Below are 20,987 nucleotides of genomic sequence, written 5' to 3'. Positions count from 1 at the left end.
AGCAAGTCACTTAAATATGAAGTTTAGAATCTATATCGGACAAATCATCTTCAGCTATGACCTGACTAGTTGATTATGTCACAGCACAATCTTGCTTCATTAATGGATAAGCGACCAGGAATAAGCCGATAATAAGCGGAAATTCGTATAGTTCTTCCATCAAATCTTTATAGATAAAATCTGTAAAAATAAAATGAATAAAAAACCGATTATGTCCAATGCCATCTGACATCAGCAAGCCAATGAAGGCTAATATTAGTGCCCAAATTGGAAGTGATACATGCTTAAACTTATAAGCAATTTCTTGACGCAAAGGTGCTAAAAACAGCATAAACACCACGGGTGCAATCACAAGAACCGAAATACCACGGAAATAGATTTTTGGCACTTCCGGGAAATAGTCACGTCCCCAGCTGGTGCTACGTCCAAACAAAAGTAACCACCACAGCACAGCCCAGATCCAAAAATACTTTTTACCATCAGGAAGATGCATCGGTTGCATGTAAAAATAGCTAAATACAGCAAATATCAATAAAAGTAACGCTTGAATATTTTCCACGCCACGTACAACAGCACCACCTAAAAGTGGAAACTGCAGATCAGCTAAAAATGGAAAAATTAGACACAGAACAGCAAGGATCAGAACAGACCAAGATACACGCGTATCAATCAGCAAGATTACAACTCCCAACTTAACAAAAAATGTTTTGTGTAAGTTAAGCTTAAAAATGGATGGCAAATAGTATCATAAATCTGAATATTCAGATGCACACTCATCTTAAGAAATGCTTAAATTTTCATTATTATTTGCAAAATACAAGGACTTAAAATAACAAAATAAATATCGAGTGATTTTGATTTTTTATAATATTAAAGAACAGCTTTAGCACATAAAAAAACGCTCCTGCACATCGCAGTTAAGCATTGCTTAAACTGCTTGCACAAAAGCGTTTTTTTAAACTGTATTCAGGAATTAGATTTTAGATACTAATTCTGGAATAACAGTGTTCAAGTCACCTACTAACCAATAGTCAGCGACTGCATTGATTGGTGCTTCTTCGTCCTTGTTGATCGCAACGATCACTTTAGACTCTTTCATACCTGCCAAATGCTGGATCGCACCAGAGATACCTACAGCGATGTACAGGTCAGGCGCAACGATCTTACCAGTTTGACCAACCTGCATATCGTTAGGAACGAAGCCTGCGTCAACAGCTGCACGAGATGCACCTTGAGCTGCACCCAGTTTGTCTGCAAGTGGATCAAGGATTTTGTGATAGTTCTCACCAGAACCAACACCACGACCACCAGAAACAACGATACGAGCAGCTGTTAATTCTGGACGTTCAGATTTAACGATTTCTTCGTTAATGAACTTAGAAATACCAGCATCACCAGTCGCTGTAGCAGCTTCAACAGCAGCAGAACCACCTTCAGCAGCAACTGGATCGAATGCAGTACCACGAACAGTTGCAACAACAACTGATTCAGAAGATTCTACAGTTGCAATCGCGTTACCTGCATAGATCGGACGTTTGAATGTGTTTGCAGAATCAACAGCAATGATGTCTGTGATCATGCTTACGTCTAGTAATGCAGCTGCACGTGGCAGGATGTTTTTACCAGTCGTGGTAGAAGCAGCAAGAATATGACTATAGCCTTTGCCCAATTCAGCAACCAGTTTCGCTACGTTTTCAGCCAACTGGTTTGCATAAGCAGCATCATCTGCAAGCAATACTTTGCTTACGCCAGCAACTTTAGCCGCTTGGTCAGCAACTGCTTGAGCGCCAGAACCAGCAACCAATACAGTGATATCACCACCGATTTTTTGCGCCGCAGCAACAACGTTTAAAGTAGCAGCGTTTAATGCTTTGTTGTCGTGCTCAGCGATAACTAAAATACTCATGATTTTTATCCTTCTGTATTAGATCACTTTCGCTTCGTTTTTCAATTTTTCTACAAGCTCGTCTACAGACTTCACTTGTACACCAGCTTTACGCTCTGCAGGAGATTCAACTTTTACTGTTTTCAGTTTAGTTGTAGTGGTTACACCGAAATCTGCAGGTGACTTGGTATCCAGCGGTTTTTTACGCGCTTTCATGATGTTTGGAAGAGCAGCATAACGTGGCTCGTTCAAACGTAAGTCAGTGGTAATGATTGCTGGCAAGTTCAATTCAACAGTTTGTAAACCACCGTCGATTTCACGAGTCACTTGTACTTTGTCGCCTTCAACTTTCACTTCAGAAGCAAAAGTACCCTGGCCTGCACCTAGAAGTGCACCAAGCATCTGACCAACCTGGTTAGAGTCGTCATCAATTGCTTGCTTACCAAGAAGGATCAATTGTGGTTGTTCAGCTTCAACAACACCTTTAAGAATCTTCGCTACTTCTAACGCACCTAATTGGCTGTCATCAGCTTCAACCAGGATACCGCGGTCAGCACCAAGAGCCATAGAAGAACGGATTTGTTCTTGAGCTTCTTTAGGACCAATAGAAACAACAACGATTTCTGAAACAGTTCCTTTTTCTTTTAAACGAACCGCTTCTTCCACTGCGATTTCACAGAATGGGTTAATTGACATTTTAACGTTTGTTAAGTCAACACCACTGTTGTCCGGCTTAACGCGAACCTTAACGTTGGCATCAACCACACGTTTTACAGCAACAAGAGCCTTCATGTAATCCTCGGCTGTTTTAGCAAATGTAAATATTTAGAAAAGTTATAATAACTCTTCACTTAAATTTTTTTAGGTGCCCTATCTTGCAATGCGTTCGGCATTTCGGTCAAGTCACAATTCACCAATAGGGTGTAAAAATGCGTAATTTTCCTTGAACGTCGCGTTCACATTTCAAGATTTGACATTTATACAGAAAAAATTCTCATCATTTTATTTAAAATTTAACTATTGATTTTTAGTATCTTTTTATTTGATTATGCACATCAAAAGATTTGATCTATTTTATAAAATTTAATTTCATTTCTTGTCACTATTATTATAAAGAATACAAATTACTCCTATCTAAATCTGTCATTTCTGACATATGGTGATGGGTTCGATTCATTCTTCCAGATTTGGTCAAAATTCCCTCTTACTTATAAATAGATCAATGAAATAGCAGAAAATAATTTTTATAAGGAAATATATTAAAAAAGCACGCTGTGATCACGTGCTTTTAAATTTTTAAAACGAATGTATGACTTATTTGATGAACATTGGTGAATTTTATAGCTCATTAATTAATGATTAGCCATGAAGCAGCGAGTGCCAATAAACCACCTGAAGTCCCATCAATCCACTTTTGCTTACGTTCATCAATCTGAGCCGAACGGGTAAGTCGAGCAAATAAAAGGCTTAAAGCACAATACACCACAAAGATCATGGCAATAAAGATAAAAGACAGAATCAAACCCTGGCTCACCGTATTCCCACTTTTATCTATAAACTGCGGCAGGATTGCAAAGTAAATCAGCATGCCTTTCGGATTCAGTAACGCAGTAATGAAGCCTTTTTGTACCGGATTGCTGGATGATTTCTTTTCAATGATCAACGTATTTTTGCTGAATACCGATTTCACCAGACTAAATGCCAGAAATAACAGATAAGCAATTCCTAACCAGCGAATGGTTTCAAACAGCACTGGAAAAGACACAATAATTGCTGCAATTCCTAACGCCACCAGAATCGAATGCACCAGATAACCGCAACATACCCCAATAGTCGCCATCATGCCTGCTTTTGCATCTTTACCCATCACTTGAGACAGGATAAATAGCATATCTGGTCCCGGTGTAAAAATAAGGGGAAGCACAGTCAGTGCAAAAAGTGCAAATACAGACATTTCCTTGTTCCTCTGTACATGTCGGAAAGTGAAATTAGTATCTGCGATTTTTTACAAAATAGGCTTTCAATTTATTTTATAATATGCATTATTTTTAGAATATTATTCTATTTTATGAAGATATCTTCCAAGTCTATTCGAGTAAAACTCGATCGTATTGACAAAAATATCATTCAACACTTACAAGCCAATGGCCGGATTCAGAATAACGATCTGGCACGTGAAATTGGCCTTTCGCCTTCTTCGTGTTTGCGTCGGGTAAAACTGCTTGAAGATGCGGGGGTAATCCAGAGCTATACCACGATCGTGGACCAGCAGAAGATTGGTTTCCAGCTGATTTTATTTTCTCGTATCTGGCTAGTGGGTCAGGATGCTGAAACGATTGACACCTTTATTGAAGCCATGAAGGAACTGCCCCAAGTGATGGAGTGCTATATCATTTTGGGTGAATGTGATGCGATGCTCAAAGTAGTGGTGCCCGATCTGGAAAGTTATCGTAAATTCCAGTCTACGCATTTAACTAAAAAGAATGGGATTACCAGTGTCAAAACCGATTTACCGAGTCAGATTATCAAGCAGAGTTTTCAACTACCTTTAGATGATCTTTAATATTGGCCAAATAAAAAGGACGATTGATATCGTCCTTTTTTACTGAAGATCAGTTTTAAACACGACTGTCCAGAAAGTCACGGTGCACATGACTGAGGTCAATCAGTTCATAAGATTTTAAATCAAAGATCTTCCAGATTTCGATGGCATCTTCTTTTAAGTCCACTGCCTGGGTCGCACGAGTAGTCGCTTGCCATTGCAAGTCTGAAATCCAGATATAGTATTCATGGCTATCAGGATTATAGGCTTGAACCTTACCATCTGTATTAATTCCCTGCACATGAGCACCTTCAGGTAACGATGCTTCAATATTTGGCAGACTGATTTCCACAAAATGTTTGATCTGGCGCAGACCATAACCTGCAAAAATTTCTTTTTGTGCTTCGCTTAACCGATCATATTTTTGTTGTATATCTACAATAATTTCTGTGCCCATATACTTCCAGTCCTGTCAGGCTGAATTCTTTTCAGCCATACCCTGTTTTTCAGCTTAAATTCTGTTCTTTTGTTATACCTGAATTTTAGCTTTTCGCGAATAAGACCATAGTGAAATAATCTGCATGGTCATTCTATTTCTCTCAGCATAAATATTCTTTATGAAATTTTTATGCCAACTTATATTTTTAATAATGATTATTTAAGATTTTCAGGTTTATGTTGTGCCCGTGGATGCGCCTGATCATAAATCTGCGCCAGATGATCAAAATCGACATGCGTATAAATTTGGGTTGTAGTCAGATTACTATGTCCCAGCATTTCCTGCACGGCTCGTAAGTCCCGGCTATTGGATAACATGTGACTCGCAAAACAATGTCTTAACAAATGCGGATGCAGATCCACATTGACGTCTGCACGCTGCGCCTGAAGCTTGACCCGATTTTCAATCTGCCTTGCCCCTAGCGGATTACCCTTCTGAGTGATAAAGACATGTGCTTCTGGCACAAAATCACCATGCCATAGAGGATAAATCTGTAACCACGCCATGACACTGTCTTTGGCTTTGGAACCAAATGGCACAATACGGGTTTTATTCCCCTTACCCGTAATGCGAAGCAGCTGACGGTTGAAGTCAATATCTTTAATTCTGAGGCCTTGTATTTCAGCCAGACGTAGCCCACTGGAATAAAGCAGTTCCAGAATTGTCTTATCGCGTTTCCACATCTGCTGCTGCACCTCACCTTCAGGTTCAGGCTGATCCAGAATCTGATGAATGGTTTCAATATCAACCATACCGGGCAAAGGTCTGGATTGTCTTTTCAGCTGAAAATCATCTGCCGGATTAAAACTGACATGCTGTGCCTGTTCAGCCCATTTCATAAACTGGCGAATTGCTGAAAGTAGCCGCTGCAGACTGCTGGAACTTAGGCCCTGTTGTTCAACTTTTTCCGCCATAAACTGGCGTAAATCTGTTGATTCAATATCTCCGAGTGCTAAAGCATGACGCTGACAAAAATTCAGAAAGTCGGAAACATCACGCTCATAGGCCTGCAAAGTATGTTTGGACTGGTTCTGGATTTCACGTTCTTTGAGCCATATGGATAACAATTGCTGTGGATCAAGCTGCATTCTATCCTCCTTGGCTGTTTGAACCTGACAAACATCAGTCTATCAAATAATACAAAAATAATTTATTCGGCCTATATAAAAAAGCCCTGACTCTTCAGGGCTTTTTAAATTAAGCTTGGAAATAACGTAAGTCTAAGCGACCTTCATAAACAGTTGCGGTTGGACCAGTCATCCAGACTACATCCCCCTCGACCCATTCAATCTGCAACTTGCCGCCCGCCAGTTCAATTTCGACATTGTTGGCAAGTAGACCACGGCGCATACCAGATACTGCGGCTGCGCAAGCACCCGTACCGCATGCCAGTGTTTCACCTACACCACGCTCATATACGCGTAAACGCGCATGCTTTTCATCAATGATCTGCATAAAGCCTGCATTGACGCGTGCCGGGAAACGCGCATGCGATTCTACTTGTGGACCAATACGGGCTACATCTGCATTAATCACATCCGGTACGACCGTTACCGCATGAGGATTACCCATGTTCACTACATCAATCGTCAGTTTTTCACCCTCTGCCAGATCGATGTCATACAGATTATCCGGTTCATCGGCCAGGAATGGAATTTCTTGAGGCAAGAATTTTGGATAGCCCATATTGACGCGCACCCAACCATTGGCGCCCAATTCAGGTTCCACAATGCCAGATTTGGTCTGTACTTTGATTTTAGTTTTCGTCGTCAGCTGACGCTCATGCACAAAACGGGCAAAACAGCGCACGCCATTGCCGCATTGTTCTACTTCAGAACCATCGGCATTGAAAATACGGTATTTAAAATCAGCACTCGCTACATCAGGTGGTTCTACAATCAGTAACTGATCAAATCCAATGCCAAAATTGCGATTTGCCAGACGCTGAATAGTCAGGGTATCCAGATAAGCACGCTGGCTGATCAGGTCAACCACCATAAAGTCATTGCCCAGACCATGCATCTTGGTAAATTCAAGTAACATTATTCTGTCTCCTTAACGCAATAAACGCTCACGTTCCCACAATGATTCAATCGTTTCGCGTTCGCGAATCAAATGTCCTTGATCACCATCAACCATCACTTCAGCAGCACGGCCACGGCTATTGTAATTCGAGCTCATCACAAAACCATAAGCACCAGCACCAAGTACTGCCAGCACATCATTTTCCTTGATCGCAAGCTCACGCTCTTTACCGAGGAAATCGCCAGTTTCACAGATTGCACCCACCACATCCCATTCTTTCGTCTCGACATCATTACGCGGTGTCACAGACTGAATGTCCATCCATGCTTCATACAAAGCTGGACGAATCAGGTCATTCATCGCTGCATCAATGATCGCGAAATTGCGGTGGCTGGTCGGCTTCAGCAGATCCACTTTGGTCAGTAGCACACCTGCATTGGCAGAAATACTACGGCCCGGTTCCATATAGACTTTCAGGCCCAGCTTTTCTAAAGCCGGACGCAACGCATTGGCATATTCTTGAACAGATGGCGGTGTCTCATCTTTATAAGTCACCCCTAAACCACCACCGATATCGATGTGTTTAAGGTGGATCCCCATCTCTTTTAACTGGTCGACCATCACGATGACACGATCCAGCGCATCTACAAAAGGCTGGGTTTCAGTCAGCTGTGAACCGATATGGCAGTCAATTCCAACGACATCCAAGTTGGCTAAAGATGCTGCATACTGATAAGTTTCAAATACGCTATCCGATGGAATGCCGAATTTATTTTCTTTCAGACCCGTTGAAATGTAGGGATGAGTTTTCGCATCTACATCTGGATTCACACGCAGTGAGATCGGTGCTTTTAAACCCAGTTCTGCCGCAACTTTCTGAATACGATCCAGCTCGGCATAAGATTCTACGTTAAAGCAGGCAATACCAACTTCTAGCGCTTTCTTGATGTCTGCTTCTGATTTACCTAGACCCGAAAATACGATTTTAGAAGGTTCACCACCCGCTTTCAGTACACGTGCCAGCTCTCCGCCCGTGACGATGTCAAAACCTGCCCCTTGTTTTGCCAATACATTCAATACCGCAAGATTGGAGTTTGACTTCACGGCAAAACAGATTTGGTGATCAATAAAGTCAAATGCACGATCCATGTCCAGATAATGCTTTTCAAAAGTCGCTTTTGAATAAACATAGAGTGGTGTGCCAAATTGCTCTGCCAGCTGTTGCAGTGAACATTGCTCGGCATGCAATACCCCATTAATACGGGTGAAACTCATGAAGGTATCCTTTCGTTGAAAGCGTTAAGGTGTAATGGTTGAATCTGATGTTTCGGGCGCAGCAAACTGTTGTTGCACAGGGGCATCTCGTTCTTCATCGGAAGTTTTAGACTCAGCTTCGGTATTTTTATAGAGCAGATACTTGGCACGCTTGTCGTAATCCGGATCATTTGGCAAGTGCAAGGCACCTGACTGACCACAACCTGCAAGAGCAAGACCTGCTGCTAAGATACTGATGTAGCAAATGACTTGGCGCATCTGACCACCTAATTGAATAGTTTCGATGAAGTATAACGCGATCATTCGCCATGACCAAAGCGTTAAACGCTAGAGAGTATCTTTAGACAAAAAAAAACGCCAGCAGATCGCTGACGTTTTTATTGATATGGATTATTTATGTTTCTGTTTATAGAAGCCTAAATAGCCCAAAATCAGTAGAACAAACCAAATCGGACTGACCATCAAGGCACGGCGAGTATCATCTTCTAATGCCAGCACACCAATCATGCCGACAAAGAAAATAATCACGATCCAGCAAGTCACCAAGCCACCTGGTAGCTTGAATACTGATTTGGCATGTAGCTCTGGACGGGTACGGTAATAAATCATGTAACTCCAGATAATCATCAGCCATACACAGATAAACAGGATGGTTGATAATGTTGTCGCCAATGTAAAGGCTTCAACAGTATTCGGTACAAAATACTGTAATGCCGCGCCTAATAATAAGCAGACTGCAGAGAAATACAGGGCATTGGCAGGTACAGCACGAGGGTTCAAACGACCGAAAGCTTTCGGTGCCTGTTCTTCACGCGACAGACCGAATAGCATACGGCTGGTCGAAAACACACCGCTGTTCATCGAAGACATTACGGATGACAGCACCACCAGATTCATGATGATCGCAGCAGCTGCAATACCGGCTTGGCTAAACAGATTCACGAACGGAGAAACACTTGGATTAATCTGATCCCATGGCGTCACAGACATTACAATGACTAGAGCAAGTACATAGAAAATAATGATACGGATCGGAATCGAGTTCACCGCTTTTGGCAGGTTACGCTCCGGGTCTTTGGTTTCCGCAGCCGTGGTGCCTACAAGCTCAACACCCACAAAGGCGAAAATTGCAATCTGGAAACCAGCCAAGAAACCCATAGCACCCGTCGGGAACAAACCACCATGATCCCAAATGTGCGCAAAGGATGCAACCGTACCGGCATCATTGGTAAAGCCGGTGAAAATCATCCACAGACCAACCGCAATCAGTACTACAATCGCAATAATTTTGATCAGGGCGAACCAGAATTCCATTTCACCAAAGAGCTTCACGGTGGCCAGATTCAGCCCCATGATAAAGACAATAGAGGCGATACTGATTAATACCCCTTCGCCCGGGGTAAATGGGAGACCATTATTAAAAAACTGTAAATAATAAATAATCGCAGACAGGTCGGCAATTCCGATCGTAATCCAGCATAACCAGTAGGTCCAGCCGACAAAATAGCCCGCCCATGGTCCGATCAGATCCGTAGAGAAGTCGATAAATGACTTATATTGTAAATTTGACAGTAATAACTCGCCCAATGCACGCATCACGAGAAATACCATGAAACCGATGATCATATAGATCACCAGAATCGAAGGCCCTGCCAGACTAATGGTTTTACCTGAGCCCATAAACAGGCCGGTACCAATAGCACCTCCAATCGCAATCAGCTGCAGGTGTCGATTGGATAAACTACGCTGCAGCTCGCCGTTTTCGGACGGCGAACCAGTATGATGACCTGACATTATTTTTCAACTTCGATGTCTAATCGCGACAAATTAACGCAAAAAAGGGGGAATACAAAAAGAAAATTCGCATCATTTGTATTTTCCACTTAATCTTAAAAGTTAATTTATTTTTCTTATATAACGAATAGGTTCTCTTTAGTCGTAGAAGCTCCGGATAAATTTCCTGCATATTTGTTGTAAAAGTTCCGAAACTGTGTAAAAAATAAACCTATAAAAATGTCGTGAATAGTGCTGAGGATGAGCACGTCTGGCATGTCATTTGCTTGATTAAAATTAAGTGAACTTTAAACTGATACTCAGGACGAATAAGAAGAACTTTATGCAAAATTTACAAAGCATCATGGAAACCCTCAGTGGTTGGGTCTGGGGTCCATATATGCTGGTACTGATTGTCGGTACTGGTGTATTCCTTACTTTCCGATTACTTTTCTGGCAATTCCGTATGTTGCCACTGGCCTTTAAACAGGTTTTTGGCAAACACCCTTCCCACGAAGGCGATATTTCCCAGTTTAGCTCACTCATGACCGCCCTTTCTGCCACCATTGGTACCGGTAATATTGCAGGCGTGGCAACTGCCTGTGTCTTGGGTGGCCCAGGTGCAGTTTTCTGGATGTGGATGACTGCCCTGTTCGGTATGGCGACCAAATATGGCGAAGGCGTTCTGGCGGTAAAATACCGGGTAAAAAATGAGAAAGGTGAAATGTCTGGCGGTCCGATGTATTACATCGAACGCGGCCTGAAATGGAAATGGCTAGCCTTAATTTTCGCATTTTTTGGTGCTGTTGCCTCTTTCGGGATCGGCAGCTCGGTACAGTCTAATACTGTAGCACTGGCCGTTGAAAATGGTTTTGGTCTGGAAACCTGGATTACAGGCGTGATCATCACAGCCTTTTCTGCACTGGTGATTCTGGGCGGGATTAAATCCATTGCCAGAGCTTCTTCCTTTATTGTACCGATCATGGCGATTGGTTATGTCGCGGGCGGTCTGATCATTATTTTTAACAATCTGGAGCTGGTTGGTCCTGCCCTGAAAATGATCTTTACCTATGCATTCACCGGTGAAGCAGCAGTTGGTGGCGCTATTGGTGCAGCGATTCGCTACGGTGTGGCACGTGGTGTATTCTCGAATGAAGCCGGTATGGGTTCAGCACCGATTGCCGCCGCTGCAGCAAAAACGGATCACCCGGCTCGTCAGGGTCTGGTATCGATGACAGGTACTTTTATTGATACCATTATTGTCTGTTCGATTACCGGTATTGTGCTGGTGATGGGCTTTATCATGGCGGGCAATGATTTTGGTGGTCAAACTGGTGCGGTACTGACCATCGGTGTATTCGACAAACTGTTACCGGGCGTTGGTGGTTGGGTCGTGACTTTCGGCATTATCTTCTTTGCCTACTCCACTATTCTGGGCTGGAGCTACTACGGCGAAAAATGTGCGACTTACCTGCTCGGTGAAAAGTTTGTTCTGCCTTACCGCATTATTTACATTGCGACCGTATTCATTGGCTGTATAGCTACACTAGATCTGGTCTGGCTGTTTGCCGATACTTTCAACGGTCTGATGGCGATTCCAAACTTGATCGGCTTGTTACTGCTTTCAGGTGTGATTGCCAAAGAATCGAAAGACTTTATTGCCCGACGCAAGTCTGGTGAGCTTTATTAATATAATCCAAAGCCCTAAAGAAAAAAGCCACTGTAAAAGTGGCTTTTTTTACGGTCCCAGTGTTCTAAACGAAATCAGTTCAGACGACCTGAAAATTCATCGTCATCATGATTTTGATTAAGATTCAGAAATTCCTCACGATCTGCTTCAATCTCAAGCGCAGTTTCCAAAGATAAGACAAAAAATAGTACGCCAGGAATTTTCATTTCCCCTTCGCTATCTTCCAGATGGTCACTCAGCATTTGATAGATTGGGTTGGCTTCATCAAATGGCACATCGATATAAAGATCACCTGAATAGCTTTCAATCACACCGGGTTGTTCAATCCCCATACATGGTGCAAAAGCAATTTGGCGTTGCTCCAGCCACTCCATCAGATTCTGGCGCAGGTGATAGGAGTCAGCATCTGCATTTTCATGTTCATAATTTTCAAAATGTACAAATAATACATCACGGTCTTTTTCACGTGCGATTGCATCAATATGTTGTAGCATGTCCGGCTTCCTGTTCCCGTGATGATTAAGGTCATTATAGGGTGTATTTGATGCTCATGTAGAGTAGCAGATGCAGATACGTCACACGCTGACGTAAAACAGCGAATTTTTCAGGCGAAGATCTTGGTTTTCAGTGGCATTCACCGCTATGCTGTAGCCCTATTCCCAATCTTGTTTTTCGGAAACTATGGCTAAAGCAAAAAGTGTCTATCGTTGTGAGCAATGTGGTGCAGACCATCCTAAATGGTCTGGTCAGTGCGCTGAATGTGGTGAGTGGAACAGCTTGCTGGAAGTCAACATTGCACCTGCGGTGACTCATCGTGCCCAGCCTAAAATTGGCGGCTATGCTGGTCAGGCCGCTGCGATTACCACGCTTAATAAAGTTTCCGTTTCACATGAAAGTCGCATGCCGACCGGAATTGGAGAATTCGACCGGGTTCTGGGTGGTGGTCTGGTGACAGGTTCCGTTGTGTTGATTGGTGGTGATCCAGGGATTGGTAAATCGACTATTCTGCTACAAACTGCCACACATATGGCCGCGGGTAACAGTTCAGCACTCTATGTGACAGGTGAAGAATCTTTATCTCAGGTGGCATTACGCGCTCAGCGTCTGGACTTGCCAACTGAACATCTTAAAGTCATGGCAGAAACCTGTGTGGAACGCATTTGTGAAGTACTGGCACAGGAACGACCAGCGGTTGCAATCCTTGACTCGATTCAAACGCTTTATACTGAAACCTTGCAGTCTGCACCGGGTGGCGTATCACAGATTCGTGAATCAGCAGCGCTCCTGACCCGTTTTGCCAAAAATAGCGGAACTGCCCTGTTTATTGTCGGTCACGTCACCAAAGAAGGTGCACTCGCAGGTCCGCGTGTGCTGGAACATATGGTGGACTGTGTTCTATATTTTGAAGGTCAGTCGGATTCGCGTTACCGTATGATCCGTGCAGTAAAAAACCGATTTGGTGCGGTGAATGAGCTGGGGGTATTCGGCATGACCGATAAGGGCTTGCGTGAAGTCTCTAACCCGTCTGCCATTTTTCTGAGTCGTTATGATGAAGCCATACCCGGTTCAATTGTGATGATCAGCCGCGAAGGTACACGTCCATTGCTGGTTGAAGTTCAGGCACTGGTCGATGATGCGCATGGTCAACCGCGTCGTGTAGCGTTAGGTCTGGAACAAAACCGTCTGAATATGCTGTTAGCCGTAATGCATCGTCATGGCGGCGTACAAACCTCTGGTCAGGATGTCTATGTCAATATCGTCGGTGGTTTAAAGATTACCGAAACGGGTTCTGATCTGGCAGTTCTACTTGCCTGTGCATCGAGTATCCGTGGTAAAGCTCTGCCGCAGCAACTGGCTGTGTTTGGTGAAGTTGGTCTATCAGGAGAAATCCGTCCGGTACCCAATGGTCAGGAACGTCTCAAAGAAGCCATCAAGCATGGTTTTAAATATATTATCCTGCCGCGTGCCAATGCCCCGCAGAAAGAAATTCCGGGCGTACGCTTTATTGCGGTTGCCCGTCTGCATGAAGCCCTCAGTGAAGCCATGACTTTAAGTGATGAACTGTAGGATTCAATTTGTAGCACTCAGTTTGGAATTTCGGTAAAAAAATACAGTTTTTTGATTGAAATTCCATGTAAAGCCTATATAAATAGAGTGTTCAAATATATTTTTTACATAGGAAAACTGAATGGAAGTTCGACAGCGCGGTTTGATCGCGGGTTTCTTGACTGCAGCACTACTGGTTGCGCCTCTAGCTGCTGAAGCAAAACGTGCCGGTGGTGGTAAAAGCCATGGTATGCAACGTTCTGCTGCGCCGACTCAGACTTATCAGCAACCCCGTCAGGCAGCTCCTGTACAACAGGCTCCGACTGCAGGTGCAGCAACTCAGCAAAAATCTGGCCCTGGTGTGGGTGGTATGGTTGCTGCGGGTGTAGCGGGTGCTGCAATTGGTGCCGTCGCAGCGAATGCTTTGGCAGATGACAACGCGGCATCTCAAGCACAAGTTGAAGCTGTTCAAGAAGAAGAACAAGGTGGTATCCCAGGCTGGATCTGGATCTTACTTGCTGCAGCTGTTGCCTTCTTCATTTTCCGTAAAATGGGCGCAAAAAAAAAGTAACTTCTAGCAATCCATTCGCTCCAAACAGTGGTGCTGGTTCGTCAGCACCATTTGGTCAAGCACCTGCTGCACCTCGCGGTGGTGATAGTACCAATATCTTTGGTCAGAATGTCGGTGGTCAAACACCTGGCAATAATGCCCCATTTGGTTCTGCTCCGGTAAATAACGCGCCGTTTGGTACTGCTTATACTCAAAGCGGTAGTCAGCTGCCTGATGGTACTGAACCTGCTGCCTTCTTGCGTGTTGCGCGTCAGCGTTTTAACCATATTCAGTCTATGAATACGGCGAGCAACATTTCAGAAATTCAGCGTTATCTGACCCCTGACCTGTATCAGTCTATGTATAACGACATTATGGCGAATCAGGATCAGGATGTTGCTGAGTTCTCTAACCTGAATGCCATGGTTGTAGATTCATCAAATGAAAATGGTCAATACGTAGTGAGCGTACGCTTTACCGGTACAGTAAGTGAAGACCTGAACAGTCTGCCACAGCCATTTGCTGAAGTTTGGCACTTTGTAAAACCTGCAGGTTCTAACCAGGACTGGCAGGTTGCGGGTATCCAGCAAGAAAGCTAAGACTTAAGTATTTTTAATAAAACAGCGGCCTTCGAGCCGCTGTTTTATTTTCAGTATTGGGTTCCCATGCTGTGCTTCAAAATCTTTTATTCCCCTATTTACACTGCTTAAACTTACACTTCATTTTAATTATTTAAAAGATCTTTAAAAATAGTTATTTAAAATATAAACAATAATTGTTATCATTCGCATCAATAAAATTCCCACAAATAAATAGACAGTATTTTCAATGACCAGCAGTCCTCATATGGATCTTACAGCTACTGAAAAATTAGCTGTCCCCAATCCAGTCATCCGATCTAAAAAGAAAGTGCAGCCCAAACTCACGGCTTATCGCTTTATGATTTTCTACCGTTTCATACTTGCTGCTTTAGGCGGATATGCTTTAGCCACTTTTGCAGCCATGGTCATTGCTCAGTACTTCAGTGATTATCAAAGTAGTGCTGCCATATCCGCCACTATGATCGCTTTTCTTTTACAGACAGGGGCTTTCATCTGGGTATTTATGGTCAATAAAACCCTAAAAGCGACGCTGGGCATTTTGGTTCCAGCTGGGTTGTTCTATATCGCTTACCAGTTTTTAGGGAAATAAGATGAGACCAGATGCAAAACAGGAAGGTCCACGCCAGTCAATGTCATGGTTGCATACTTGGGCCAGTTTAATCTTGGGCTGGCTGCTTTATGCGATTTTTCTGACAGGTACATTAAGTTTTTTCCAGAATGAAATTACTATCTGGATGAAACCAGAGTTGCACCAGTCTGTTCCGCAAGCCACCCAGATTGAACAGACCCGAGTGGCACTCGCCTATTTACAGAAAAATCATCCTGATGCGGGTAGCTGGGCCATTCAGCTGCCGCATGCTCGTCAGAACTATACCACGCTCAATATCCGTGGCGCTGGTGAAGATCCTCGTGCACGCCGCGGCGGCACACGAATTACTTTGGACAGTGCAACCGGTGAAGTACTAGAAGCACGCGAAACCCGTGGTGGTGGTTTCCTGTACCGTTTTCATTTTGATTTATATGGCATGCCACGTATGTGGGCACGCTGGATTGTCGGGATTGCGACTTTACTGATGATGGTTGGGATTATCAGCGGGATTATTACCCATAAGAAAATCTTTAAGGATTTCTTTACCTTCCGCCTAGGTAAAGGGCAACGTTCATGGCTAGATGCACACAATGCAACCGCGGTATTTGCACTTCCTTTCCATATTATGATTACATGCAGTGGCTTATTGCTGCTGTTATTTACCATCATGCCTTGGGGAGTAAACCAGATTTATGAAAATCGTGGTGCTTTCCTCCAAGATCAGCGTAAAACTTTAGTTCAGGATAATAGTCAGGAAGCTGAATCTCGTGCAGGTCGTAGCGAACGTGGCGGCGAAATGACTGGTCGTGGTGAAGGCCGTACTGAAGCTGAAGAACGTCGTCCTCATGGGGCTGGTGAAGAACGTGGCGAACGAGGTGAAATGGCAGGTCGTGGTGAAACACGTCGATCTCGTGACGAAAACCCCTCTGCCCGTCCAGCGCCTTTAACCGATCTGGCACCGGTTTTGGCAGCTGCGGAAAAAGAATGGAATAACAATCCGGTTGGTACCATCACCATTATTCGGCCAAATACCAGCAAAGCTGAAATCGAATTACGTGCTCTGAATGGTGTTAGTGTTGCCTATCGTAGCGTGTACCCAAGTCTGGAATTCAACGGCGTAACCGGTGCGCTCAAACCGGATCAAACCGAACTAAAAACACCTTCAGTCTCGAATGGCATCTATAACGTGCTGACTTCACTGCATGAAGCACGCGGTGTGGATCTCGTCCTACGCTGGTTACTGTTCCTGTCCGGTATTGTCGGCACATTGATGATCGCTACTGGTCTGATTCTATGGTGTGTAAAACGCGCACCGCAACAGCAGAAACAGGGCTATAAATCTTTTGGTTATCGTACGGTGGAAGTGACCAATATCGCAGCAATTATCGGTCTGCCTATTGCCTGTGCTGCTTACTTCTATGCCAATCGTTTTATTCCGGTGGAACTGGAAATGCGTGCCAATTGGGAAATCCGTACCTTTTTTATAGTATGGGTGCTGACTTTCTTCTATGCCATGATCCGGATGCATCGTCAGGCCTGGTTAGAGCTGCTGGCACTGGCAACTGCTTTATTTGCCCTGCTTCCGGTCATAAATGTCCTGACTGGTGGACAGCCAATTTGGAATACTATAGCGAATGGTCAATGGGTCATTGCGAGCTTTGATCTGGCTATGTGGCTACTAGCTGTTGTGTTCTGGCTGGCCTTTAAGAAAGTGAAAAATTACCAAGATCTGCCTGCTAAAAAAGCCAAGACTACAGCTGTGGAGACTGAAGTATGATGTTCTTCTTATTCATCTGGTCTGTATCTGTACTGGGCTTTATTGCCCTGGCGGCTTCAATGTCTAAACATCAAAAACAGATATTTGGCAAAGAACTGGATGTTGGCAAAACCCGACTAGCCACGCTTGCTGGCTGGGGACTGCTGATCATTGCGCTAATTTTTTGCCTGTTTAGCGGTACGATCAGCAATATGGTCAGCTATTGGCTAGGTAGTCTGACTTTTGCAGCATTAGCAGTTGGCCTGAGCCTGACTTACTTTGAATCAAAAATTAAAATAATCAGTATTGGCTTTGTGCTCATTGCATTCATTTCTGGACTAATTTACGTATTTTAAGCTCAATTTAATTCCTTTTATAAAAAAGCCAGTCTTCGGATTGGCTTTTTTATTTTGAACCTTTTAATCTACATGCAAAGATTTTTGAGATTTTGACATGACCGAGCGTGTTTCTCCCCCTGCCACTCTGGCAAACCGCGCATTGGCAGGCAATGCCGAAGCACAATTTGAACTTGCCGAACTATATATGCACAGCGAGCATGAAGATGACATTATCCTGGCTGAAGAATGGGCACTAAAAGCAGCGAACGGCGGTCTGGTTGAAGCCATGTACTGGCTCGGTGAAGGTTATACGGTTTATGCCAAAGAAATTGCGGAGGAAGACCCGGAAGATTCTAAAGCTCACTTTGAGTTAGCTTATTACTGGCTCAGCAAAGCCAATTTCGAAAAACACCCAGCAGCAACTTTAGAACTTGCCAGTTTTTATCGTCGTGGTGATGTGGTTGAAAAAGATATCGAAAAATCCATTGCACTAGTGAAACAGGCAGCTGAATGGGGTGAAGTCCAGGCCATGCGTGACCTTGCCTTTATTTATGCCAATGGTCTTGGTGTTGTAGCGGATGACATACAGGCAGATTACTGGACACAAAAAGCAGACGAAGCTGAGCAGGAAATAGAATAAAGAAGAAGCCCATCAGATGATGGGCTTTTTTATAAGAATTAAATTGATTTAAACTTTTAAAAGAATATTTATTTTTCAAAATATTTTGCAAATTTTCTTATTAGTCAGATATTAAACAATTTCAGATTGGAACCAAATTAATTTCCAAGTACAATACCCGGCTAGTCGAGGGATGCTGCGACGTTTTACAGGTACGAAATGTAAAAGCGCCAGGCTCGACGATCGGTCCCTCTTTTTCCAGACAGACCAACAACGGCATCCGCGAACTGAATGATCAATTATTGTTTTTTATAAGGAGATCGTGATGAACGCGGTTAATGCTTCATTTACAGATTATAAAGTTGCCGATATTTCACTGGCTGACTACGGCCGTAAAGAAATCAAACTTGCAGAAGCTGAAATGCCAGCCCTAATGGGTCTGCGTAAGCGTTACTCTGTTGCTAAACCACTTGCTGGCGCTAAAATTTTGGGTTGTATCCACATGACAATCCAAACAGCTGTTCTTATCGAAACTTTGGTAGAACTGGGTGCTGAAGTTCGTTGGACATCTTGTAACATCTTCTCAACTCAAGACCACGCTGCTGCTGCCATTGCTGCGTCTGGTGTTCCAGTATTTGCCTGGAAAGGCGAAACTGAAGAAGAATACATGTGGTGTCTTGAACAACAAATCAATGTAAACGGCACACCTTGGGATGCCAATATGATTCTGGACGATGGCGGTGACTTAACTGCACTTGTTCATGAAAAATACCCAGAAGTATTAGCGAAAATCCACGGTATTACTGAAGAAACAACAACTGGTGTTCAACGTCTGCTTGAAATGTGGAAAGACGGTTCACTTAAAGTGCCTGCAATCAATGTAAATGATTCAGTAACTAAATCTAAGAATGACAACAAATACGGTTGCCGTCACTCACTGAACGATGCCATTAAACGTGCAACAGATATGCTATTATCTGGCCGTCGTGCACTGGTCATTGGTTACGGTGACGTAGGTAAAGGTTCTGCTCAATCACTTCGTCAAGAAGGCATGATCGTACGTGTTTCTGAAATTGATCCAATCTGTGCAATGCAAGCATGTATGGACGGTTACGAAGTTGTATCTCCATACAAAAATGGCGTGCAAACAGGCAAGAAAGAAGACGTAAATGCTGACCTTCTTTTAAACACTGACTTGATCGTAACAACGACGGGTAACTACCACGTATGTGATGCTGCAATGCTTGATACATTAAAAGCAGGTGCTGTGGTATGTAACATCGGTCACTTTGACACTGAAATCGATACCAACTACTTACGTGGTTACAAGTGGGTTGAAGTGAAACCTCAAGTACACCAAGTATATCGTTCAGAAAACGAAAATGATTACCTGATCCTTCTTTCTGAAGGTCGTCTGGTGAACCTTGGTAATGCAACAGGTCACCCATCACGTGTAATGGACGGTTCTTTTGCTAACCAAGTATTGGGTCAAATGCATTTATTCGCTGAGAAATTTGCTGATCTACCTGAAGAGCAAAAACAAGCAGCGATTCGCGTTGAACTTCTTCCTAAGAAATTAGATGAAGAAGTTGCGGCAGCCATGGTTGCAGGCTTTGGTGGTGTGTTAACGCAGTTAACGCAAGAACAAGCGGATTACCTTGGTGTAGCTGTTGAAGGTCCATTTAAATCGGATGCTTATAAATATTAATTAGCCCTCACCCCATCCCTCTCCCATAGGGAGAGGGTGAACTCTCAAATCATTTACATTACGAGTTTTACTTGTGAAATTTAAGTAATTTGAGCCAAGACTCTGCGTTATTCAGTAATGAATACTCCTCTCCCTTTGGGAGAGGTCAGGGAGAGGGTGAATAAAAAGTATTTATAAAAATAGGATTTAACCATGTCGAAACAGATTCCGATTTCATTCGAGTTCTTCCCAACCAAAACTGATGCCGGTGCAGAAAAACTCAAGACCGTACACCAAGAGCTTCAGCTTTTAAATCCAGAATTTTTCTCGGTGACCTATGGTGCGGGTGGTTCAACTCGTGAACGTACCTTATCGACCATTAATGACTTCAATGGCAAAGGTACACCGGTTGCCCCTCACCTTTCATGTATTGGTGATAGCAAGGAACGTATTGCAGAATTACTGGATTTATATAAATCTCAGGGTATCAACCGTATTGTGGCACTGCGTGGTGATTTACCATCAGGTCAAGTCGGTTTAGGTGAACTACCATACGCGCAAGATTTGGTTCGTTTTATCCGTGAACATTCAGGTGATCATTTCCATATTGAAGTGGCAGCCTACCCTGAAATGCATCCACAAGCAGACAACTTTGACGCTGATATCAAACGTTTCTGTGAAAAAGCTCATGCTGGTGCCAATGCTGCACTTACACAGTTCTTCTTTAATCCAGATGCGTACTTCTACTTTGTAGAACGTATCCAAAAAGAAGGTGTGAATATTCCTGTCGCACCGGGCATTATGCCAATTACCAATGCCAGCAATTTAATCCGCTTTGCCGATGGTACAGGTGCAGAGATTCCACGCTGGATTCGCAAGCAATTGGCAACTTATGGTGACGATACTGCATCCATCAAAGCATTTGGTCATGAAGTGATCGTTAAACTTTGCGAACGCCTGATTGCTGGCGGTGCACCAAGCCTGCACTTCTACACCATGAACACCACTGACCCTACACGTCAACTTGTAAAAGACTTAGGTCTTGCATAAGTTTTGAGGCGGTATTTTCCCTCCTTAATTTATCCCTTTGGGAGCAATACAGAGGGGGCGT

20 protein-coding genes and 1 pseudogene are annotated in these 20,987 nt (G+C 43.5%); 10 read left to right on the top strand and 11 right to left on the bottom strand.

All coding sequences use genetic code 11. The annotated features are described in order from the left end of the window. Positions 1 to 73: 73 nt before the first annotated feature. The 4 genes from HADU_RS00740 to HADU_RS00725 all read right to left on the bottom strand — a co-directional run bounded on the left by HADU_RS00740 (position 74) and on the right by HADU_RS00725 (position 3,839). The gene (locus tag HADU_RS00740; RefSeq protein ID WP_008302381.1) at positions 74 to 676 is read right to left on the bottom strand and encodes a hypothetical protein; all 603 of its coding nucleotides are present in this window, start codon (positions 674 to 676) and stop codon (positions 74 to 76) included. Positions 677 to 973: 297 nt separating this feature from the next. After that, positions 974 to 1,906: an electron transfer flavoprotein subunit alpha/FixB family protein gene (locus tag HADU_RS00735; RefSeq protein ID WP_004815039.1), complete on the bottom strand. Its 933-nt coding sequence runs from the start codon at positions 1,904 to 1,906 to the stop codon at positions 974 to 976. An 18-nt stretch (positions 1,907 to 1,924) separates the two neighbouring features. Then, the gene (locus HADU_RS00730; RefSeq protein ID WP_004815037.1) at positions 1,925 to 2,677 is read right to left on the bottom strand and encodes an electron transfer flavoprotein subunit beta/FixA family protein; all 753 of its coding nucleotides are present in this window, start codon (positions 2,675 to 2,677) and stop codon (positions 1,925 to 1,927) included. 556 nt (positions 2,678 to 3,233) lie between these two features. Further along, positions 3,234 to 3,839: a LysE family translocator gene (locus HADU_RS00725; RefSeq protein WP_008302378.1), complete on the bottom strand. Its 606-nt coding sequence runs from the start codon at positions 3,837 to 3,839 to the stop codon at positions 3,234 to 3,236. Between the two features lie 114 nt (positions 3,840 to 3,953). Here HADU_RS00725 and HADU_RS00720 point away from each other — a divergent pair, with 114 nt between their 5' ends. After that, on the top strand, positions 3,954 to 4,448 hold the full coding sequence (locus HADU_RS00720) for an Lrp/AsnC family transcriptional regulator (RefSeq protein ID WP_004815034.1): 495 nt from the start codon (positions 3,954 to 3,956) through the stop codon (positions 4,446 to 4,448). Between the two features lie 55 nt (positions 4,449 to 4,503). Here the strand turns inward: HADU_RS00720 and HADU_RS00715 are convergent, their stop codons facing one another. The 6 genes from HADU_RS00715 to HADU_RS00690 form a co-directional block, all read right to left on the bottom strand. Beyond that, positions 4,504 to 4,884 carry a hypothetical protein gene (locus HADU_RS00715; protein WP_008302376.1) on the bottom strand — a complete coding sequence of 127 codons (381 nt, stop codon included), beginning with the start codon at positions 4,882 to 4,884 and terminating at the stop codon, positions 4,504 to 4,506. Between the two features lie 197 nt (positions 4,885 to 5,081). Next, the gene (locus HADU_RS00710) at positions 5,082 to 6,014 is read right to left on the bottom strand and encodes a tyrosine recombinase XerC (protein ID WP_008302375.1); all 933 of its coding nucleotides are present in this window, start codon (positions 6,012 to 6,014) and stop codon (positions 5,082 to 5,084) included. Between the two features lie 109 nt (positions 6,015 to 6,123). Continuing rightward, positions 6,124 to 6,969 (bottom strand): diaminopimelate epimerase, encoded by an 846-nt coding sequence (gene dapF / locus HADU_RS00705; protein WP_008302374.1) that lies wholly within the window; start codon positions 6,967 to 6,969, stop codon positions 6,124 to 6,126. 12 nt (positions 6,970 to 6,981) lie between these two features. Then, complete coding sequence (gene lysA, locus HADU_RS00700; RefSeq protein WP_008302373.1) at positions 6,982 to 8,226, bottom strand: diaminopimelate decarboxylase; 1,245 nt, start codon at positions 8,224 to 8,226, stop codon at positions 6,982 to 6,984. 24 nt (positions 8,227 to 8,250) lie between these two features. Next, positions 8,251 to 8,484, bottom strand: coding sequence for an LPS translocon maturation chaperone LptM (gene lptM / locus HADU_RS00695; protein WP_026056785.1), 234 nt, complete (start codon positions 8,482 to 8,484; stop codon positions 8,251 to 8,253). Positions 8,485 to 8,616: 132 nt separating this feature from the next. After that, positions 8,617 to 10,020 carry an amino acid permease gene (locus tag HADU_RS00690; RefSeq protein WP_004815018.1) on the bottom strand — a complete coding sequence of 468 codons (1,404 nt, stop codon included), beginning with the start codon at positions 10,018 to 10,020 and terminating at the stop codon, positions 8,617 to 8,619. A 322-nt stretch (positions 10,021 to 10,342) separates the two neighbouring features. On the opposite strand from HADU_RS00690, the gene HADU_RS00685 reads away from it, so the two are divergent. Continuing rightward, entirely contained in the window at positions 10,343 to 11,689 is a 1,347-nt protein-coding gene (locus HADU_RS00685; protein WP_004815015.1) for an alanine/glycine:cation symporter family protein, read from the top strand. Positions 11,690 to 11,763: 74 nt separating this feature from the next. On the opposite strand, the gene HADU_RS00680 is transcribed toward HADU_RS00685, so the two are convergent. Then, positions 11,764 to 12,183 carry a hypothetical protein gene (locus tag HADU_RS00680; RefSeq protein ID WP_008302371.1) on the bottom strand — a complete coding sequence of 140 codons (420 nt, stop codon included), beginning with the start codon at positions 12,181 to 12,183 and terminating at the stop codon, positions 11,764 to 11,766. Between the two features lie 187 nt (positions 12,184 to 12,370). Between HADU_RS00680 and radA the strand changes: the two genes are divergently transcribed. The 8 genes and pseudogenes from radA (at position 12,371) to metF (ending at position 20,926) form a co-directional block, all read left to right on the top strand. Beyond that, positions 12,371 to 13,756: a DNA repair protein RadA gene (gene radA, locus HADU_RS00675; protein WP_004815011.1), complete on the top strand. Its 1,386-nt coding sequence runs from the start codon at positions 12,371 to 12,373 to the stop codon at positions 13,754 to 13,756. A 121-nt stretch (positions 13,757 to 13,877) separates the two neighbouring features. Beyond that, positions 13,878 to 14,884, top strand: a pseudogene (locus HADU_RS00670) (Tim44 domain-containing protein). A 247-nt stretch (positions 14,885 to 15,131) separates the two neighbouring features. Further along, the gene (locus tag HADU_RS00665; RefSeq protein ID WP_008302367.1) at positions 15,132 to 15,476 is read left to right on the top strand and encodes a hypothetical protein; all 345 of its coding nucleotides are present in this window, start codon (positions 15,132 to 15,134) and stop codon (positions 15,474 to 15,476) included. 1 nt (position 15,477) lies between these two features. Beyond that, positions 15,478 to 17,253, top strand: a complete 1,776-nt coding sequence (locus HADU_RS00660; protein ID WP_008302366.1) for a PepSY-associated TM helix domain-containing protein — start codon at positions 15,478 to 15,480, stop codon at positions 17,251 to 17,253. After that, positions 17,250 to 17,588, top strand: coding sequence for a DUF3325 domain-containing protein (locus HADU_RS00655; RefSeq protein WP_008302364.1), 339 nt, complete (start codon positions 17,250 to 17,252; stop codon positions 17,586 to 17,588). The genes HADU_RS00660 and HADU_RS00655 overlap by 4 nt, the downstream gene beginning before the upstream one ends. A 97-nt stretch (positions 17,589 to 17,685) precedes the next feature. Continuing rightward, positions 17,686 to 18,210, top strand: coding sequence for a tetratricopeptide repeat protein (locus HADU_RS00650; protein WP_008302361.1), 525 nt, complete (start codon positions 17,686 to 17,688; stop codon positions 18,208 to 18,210). 304 nt (positions 18,211 to 18,514) lie between these two features. Beyond that, positions 18,515 to 19,897: an adenosylhomocysteinase gene (gene ahcY, locus HADU_RS00645; RefSeq protein ID WP_008302359.1), complete on the top strand. Its 1,383-nt coding sequence runs from the start codon at positions 18,515 to 18,517 to the stop codon at positions 19,895 to 19,897. A 192-nt stretch (positions 19,898 to 20,089) separates the two neighbouring features. Next, the gene (gene metF / locus HADU_RS00640) at positions 20,090 to 20,926 is read left to right on the top strand and encodes a methylenetetrahydrofolate reductase [NAD(P)H] (RefSeq protein ID WP_008302358.1); all 837 of its coding nucleotides are present in this window, start codon (positions 20,090 to 20,092) and stop codon (positions 20,924 to 20,926) included. The last annotated feature ends 61 nt before the right edge of the window (positions 20,927 to 20,987 follow it).

Origin of the sequence: Acinetobacter sp. HA, from assembly GCF_000264725.1 — a bacterium.
Classification (GTDB): Bacteria; Pseudomonadota; Gammaproteobacteria; order Pseudomonadales; family Moraxellaceae; genus Acinetobacter; species Acinetobacter schindleri.
Note: the sequence above shows the minus strand (reverse complement) of the source record. Positions and strands in the feature narration are given on the sequence as shown.

Excerpts from the sequence above, each read along its gene's own strand:
- HADU_RS00685 (WP_004815015.1), top strand. The coding sequence starts at position 10,343 with ATGCAAAATTTACAAAGCATCATGGAAACCCTCAGTGGTTGGGTCTGG.
- lysA (WP_008302373.1), bottom strand. The coding sequence starts at position 8,226 with ATGAGTTTCACCCGTATTAATGGGGTATTGCATGCCGAGCAATGTTCA.
- HADU_RS00720 (WP_004815034.1), top strand. The coding sequence starts at position 3,954 with ATGAAGATATCTTCCAAGTCTATTCGAGTAAAACTCGATCGTATTGAC.
- HADU_RS00690 (WP_004815018.1), bottom strand. The coding sequence starts at position 10,020 with ATGTCAGGTCATCATACTGGTTCGCCGTCCGAAAACGGCGAGCTGCAG.
- HADU_RS00680 (WP_008302371.1), bottom strand. The coding sequence starts at position 12,183 with ATGCTACAACATATTGATGCAATCGCACGTGAAAAAGACCGTGATGTA.
- radA (WP_004815011.1), top strand. The coding sequence starts at position 12,371 with ATGGCTAAAGCAAAAAGTGTCTATCGTTGTGAGCAATGTGGTGCAGAC.
- HADU_RS00715 (WP_008302376.1), bottom strand. The coding sequence starts at position 4,884 with ATGGGCACAGAAATTATTGTAGATATACAACAAAAATATGATCGGTTA.
- lptM (WP_026056785.1), bottom strand. The coding sequence starts at position 8,484 with ATGCGCCAAGTCATTTGCTACATCAGTATCTTAGCAGCAGGTCTTGCT.
- ahcY (WP_008302359.1), top strand. The coding sequence starts at position 18,515 with ATGAACGCGGTTAATGCTTCATTTACAGATTATAAAGTTGCCGATATT.
- HADU_RS00710 (WP_008302375.1), bottom strand. The coding sequence starts at position 6,014 with ATGCAGCTTGATCCACAGCAATTGTTATCCATATGGCTCAAAGAACGT.
- HADU_RS00650 (WP_008302361.1), top strand. The coding sequence starts at position 17,686 with ATGACCGAGCGTGTTTCTCCCCCTGCCACTCTGGCAAACCGCGCATTG.
- HADU_RS00665 (WP_008302367.1), top strand. The coding sequence starts at position 15,132 with ATGGATCTTACAGCTACTGAAAAATTAGCTGTCCCCAATCCAGTCATC.
- dapF (WP_008302374.1), bottom strand. The coding sequence starts at position 6,969 with ATGTTACTTGAATTTACCAAGATGCATGGTCTGGGCAATGACTTTATG.
- HADU_RS00655 (WP_008302364.1), top strand. The coding sequence starts at position 17,250 with ATGATGTTCTTCTTATTCATCTGGTCTGTATCTGTACTGGGCTTTATT.
- HADU_RS00735 (WP_004815039.1), bottom strand. The coding sequence starts at position 1,906 with ATGAGTATTTTAGTTATCGCTGAGCACGACAACAAAGCATTAAACGCT.
- metF (WP_008302358.1), top strand. The coding sequence starts at position 20,090 with ATGTCGAAACAGATTCCGATTTCATTCGAGTTCTTCCCAACCAAAACT.
- HADU_RS00725 (WP_008302378.1), bottom strand. The coding sequence starts at position 3,839 with ATGTCTGTATTTGCACTTTTTGCACTGACTGTGCTTCCCCTTATTTTT.
- HADU_RS00730 (WP_004815037.1), bottom strand. The coding sequence starts at position 2,677 with ATGAAGGCTCTTGTTGCTGTAAAACGTGTGGTTGATGCCAACGTTAAG.
- HADU_RS00660 (WP_008302366.1), top strand. The coding sequence starts at position 15,478 with ATGAGACCAGATGCAAAACAGGAAGGTCCACGCCAGTCAATGTCATGG.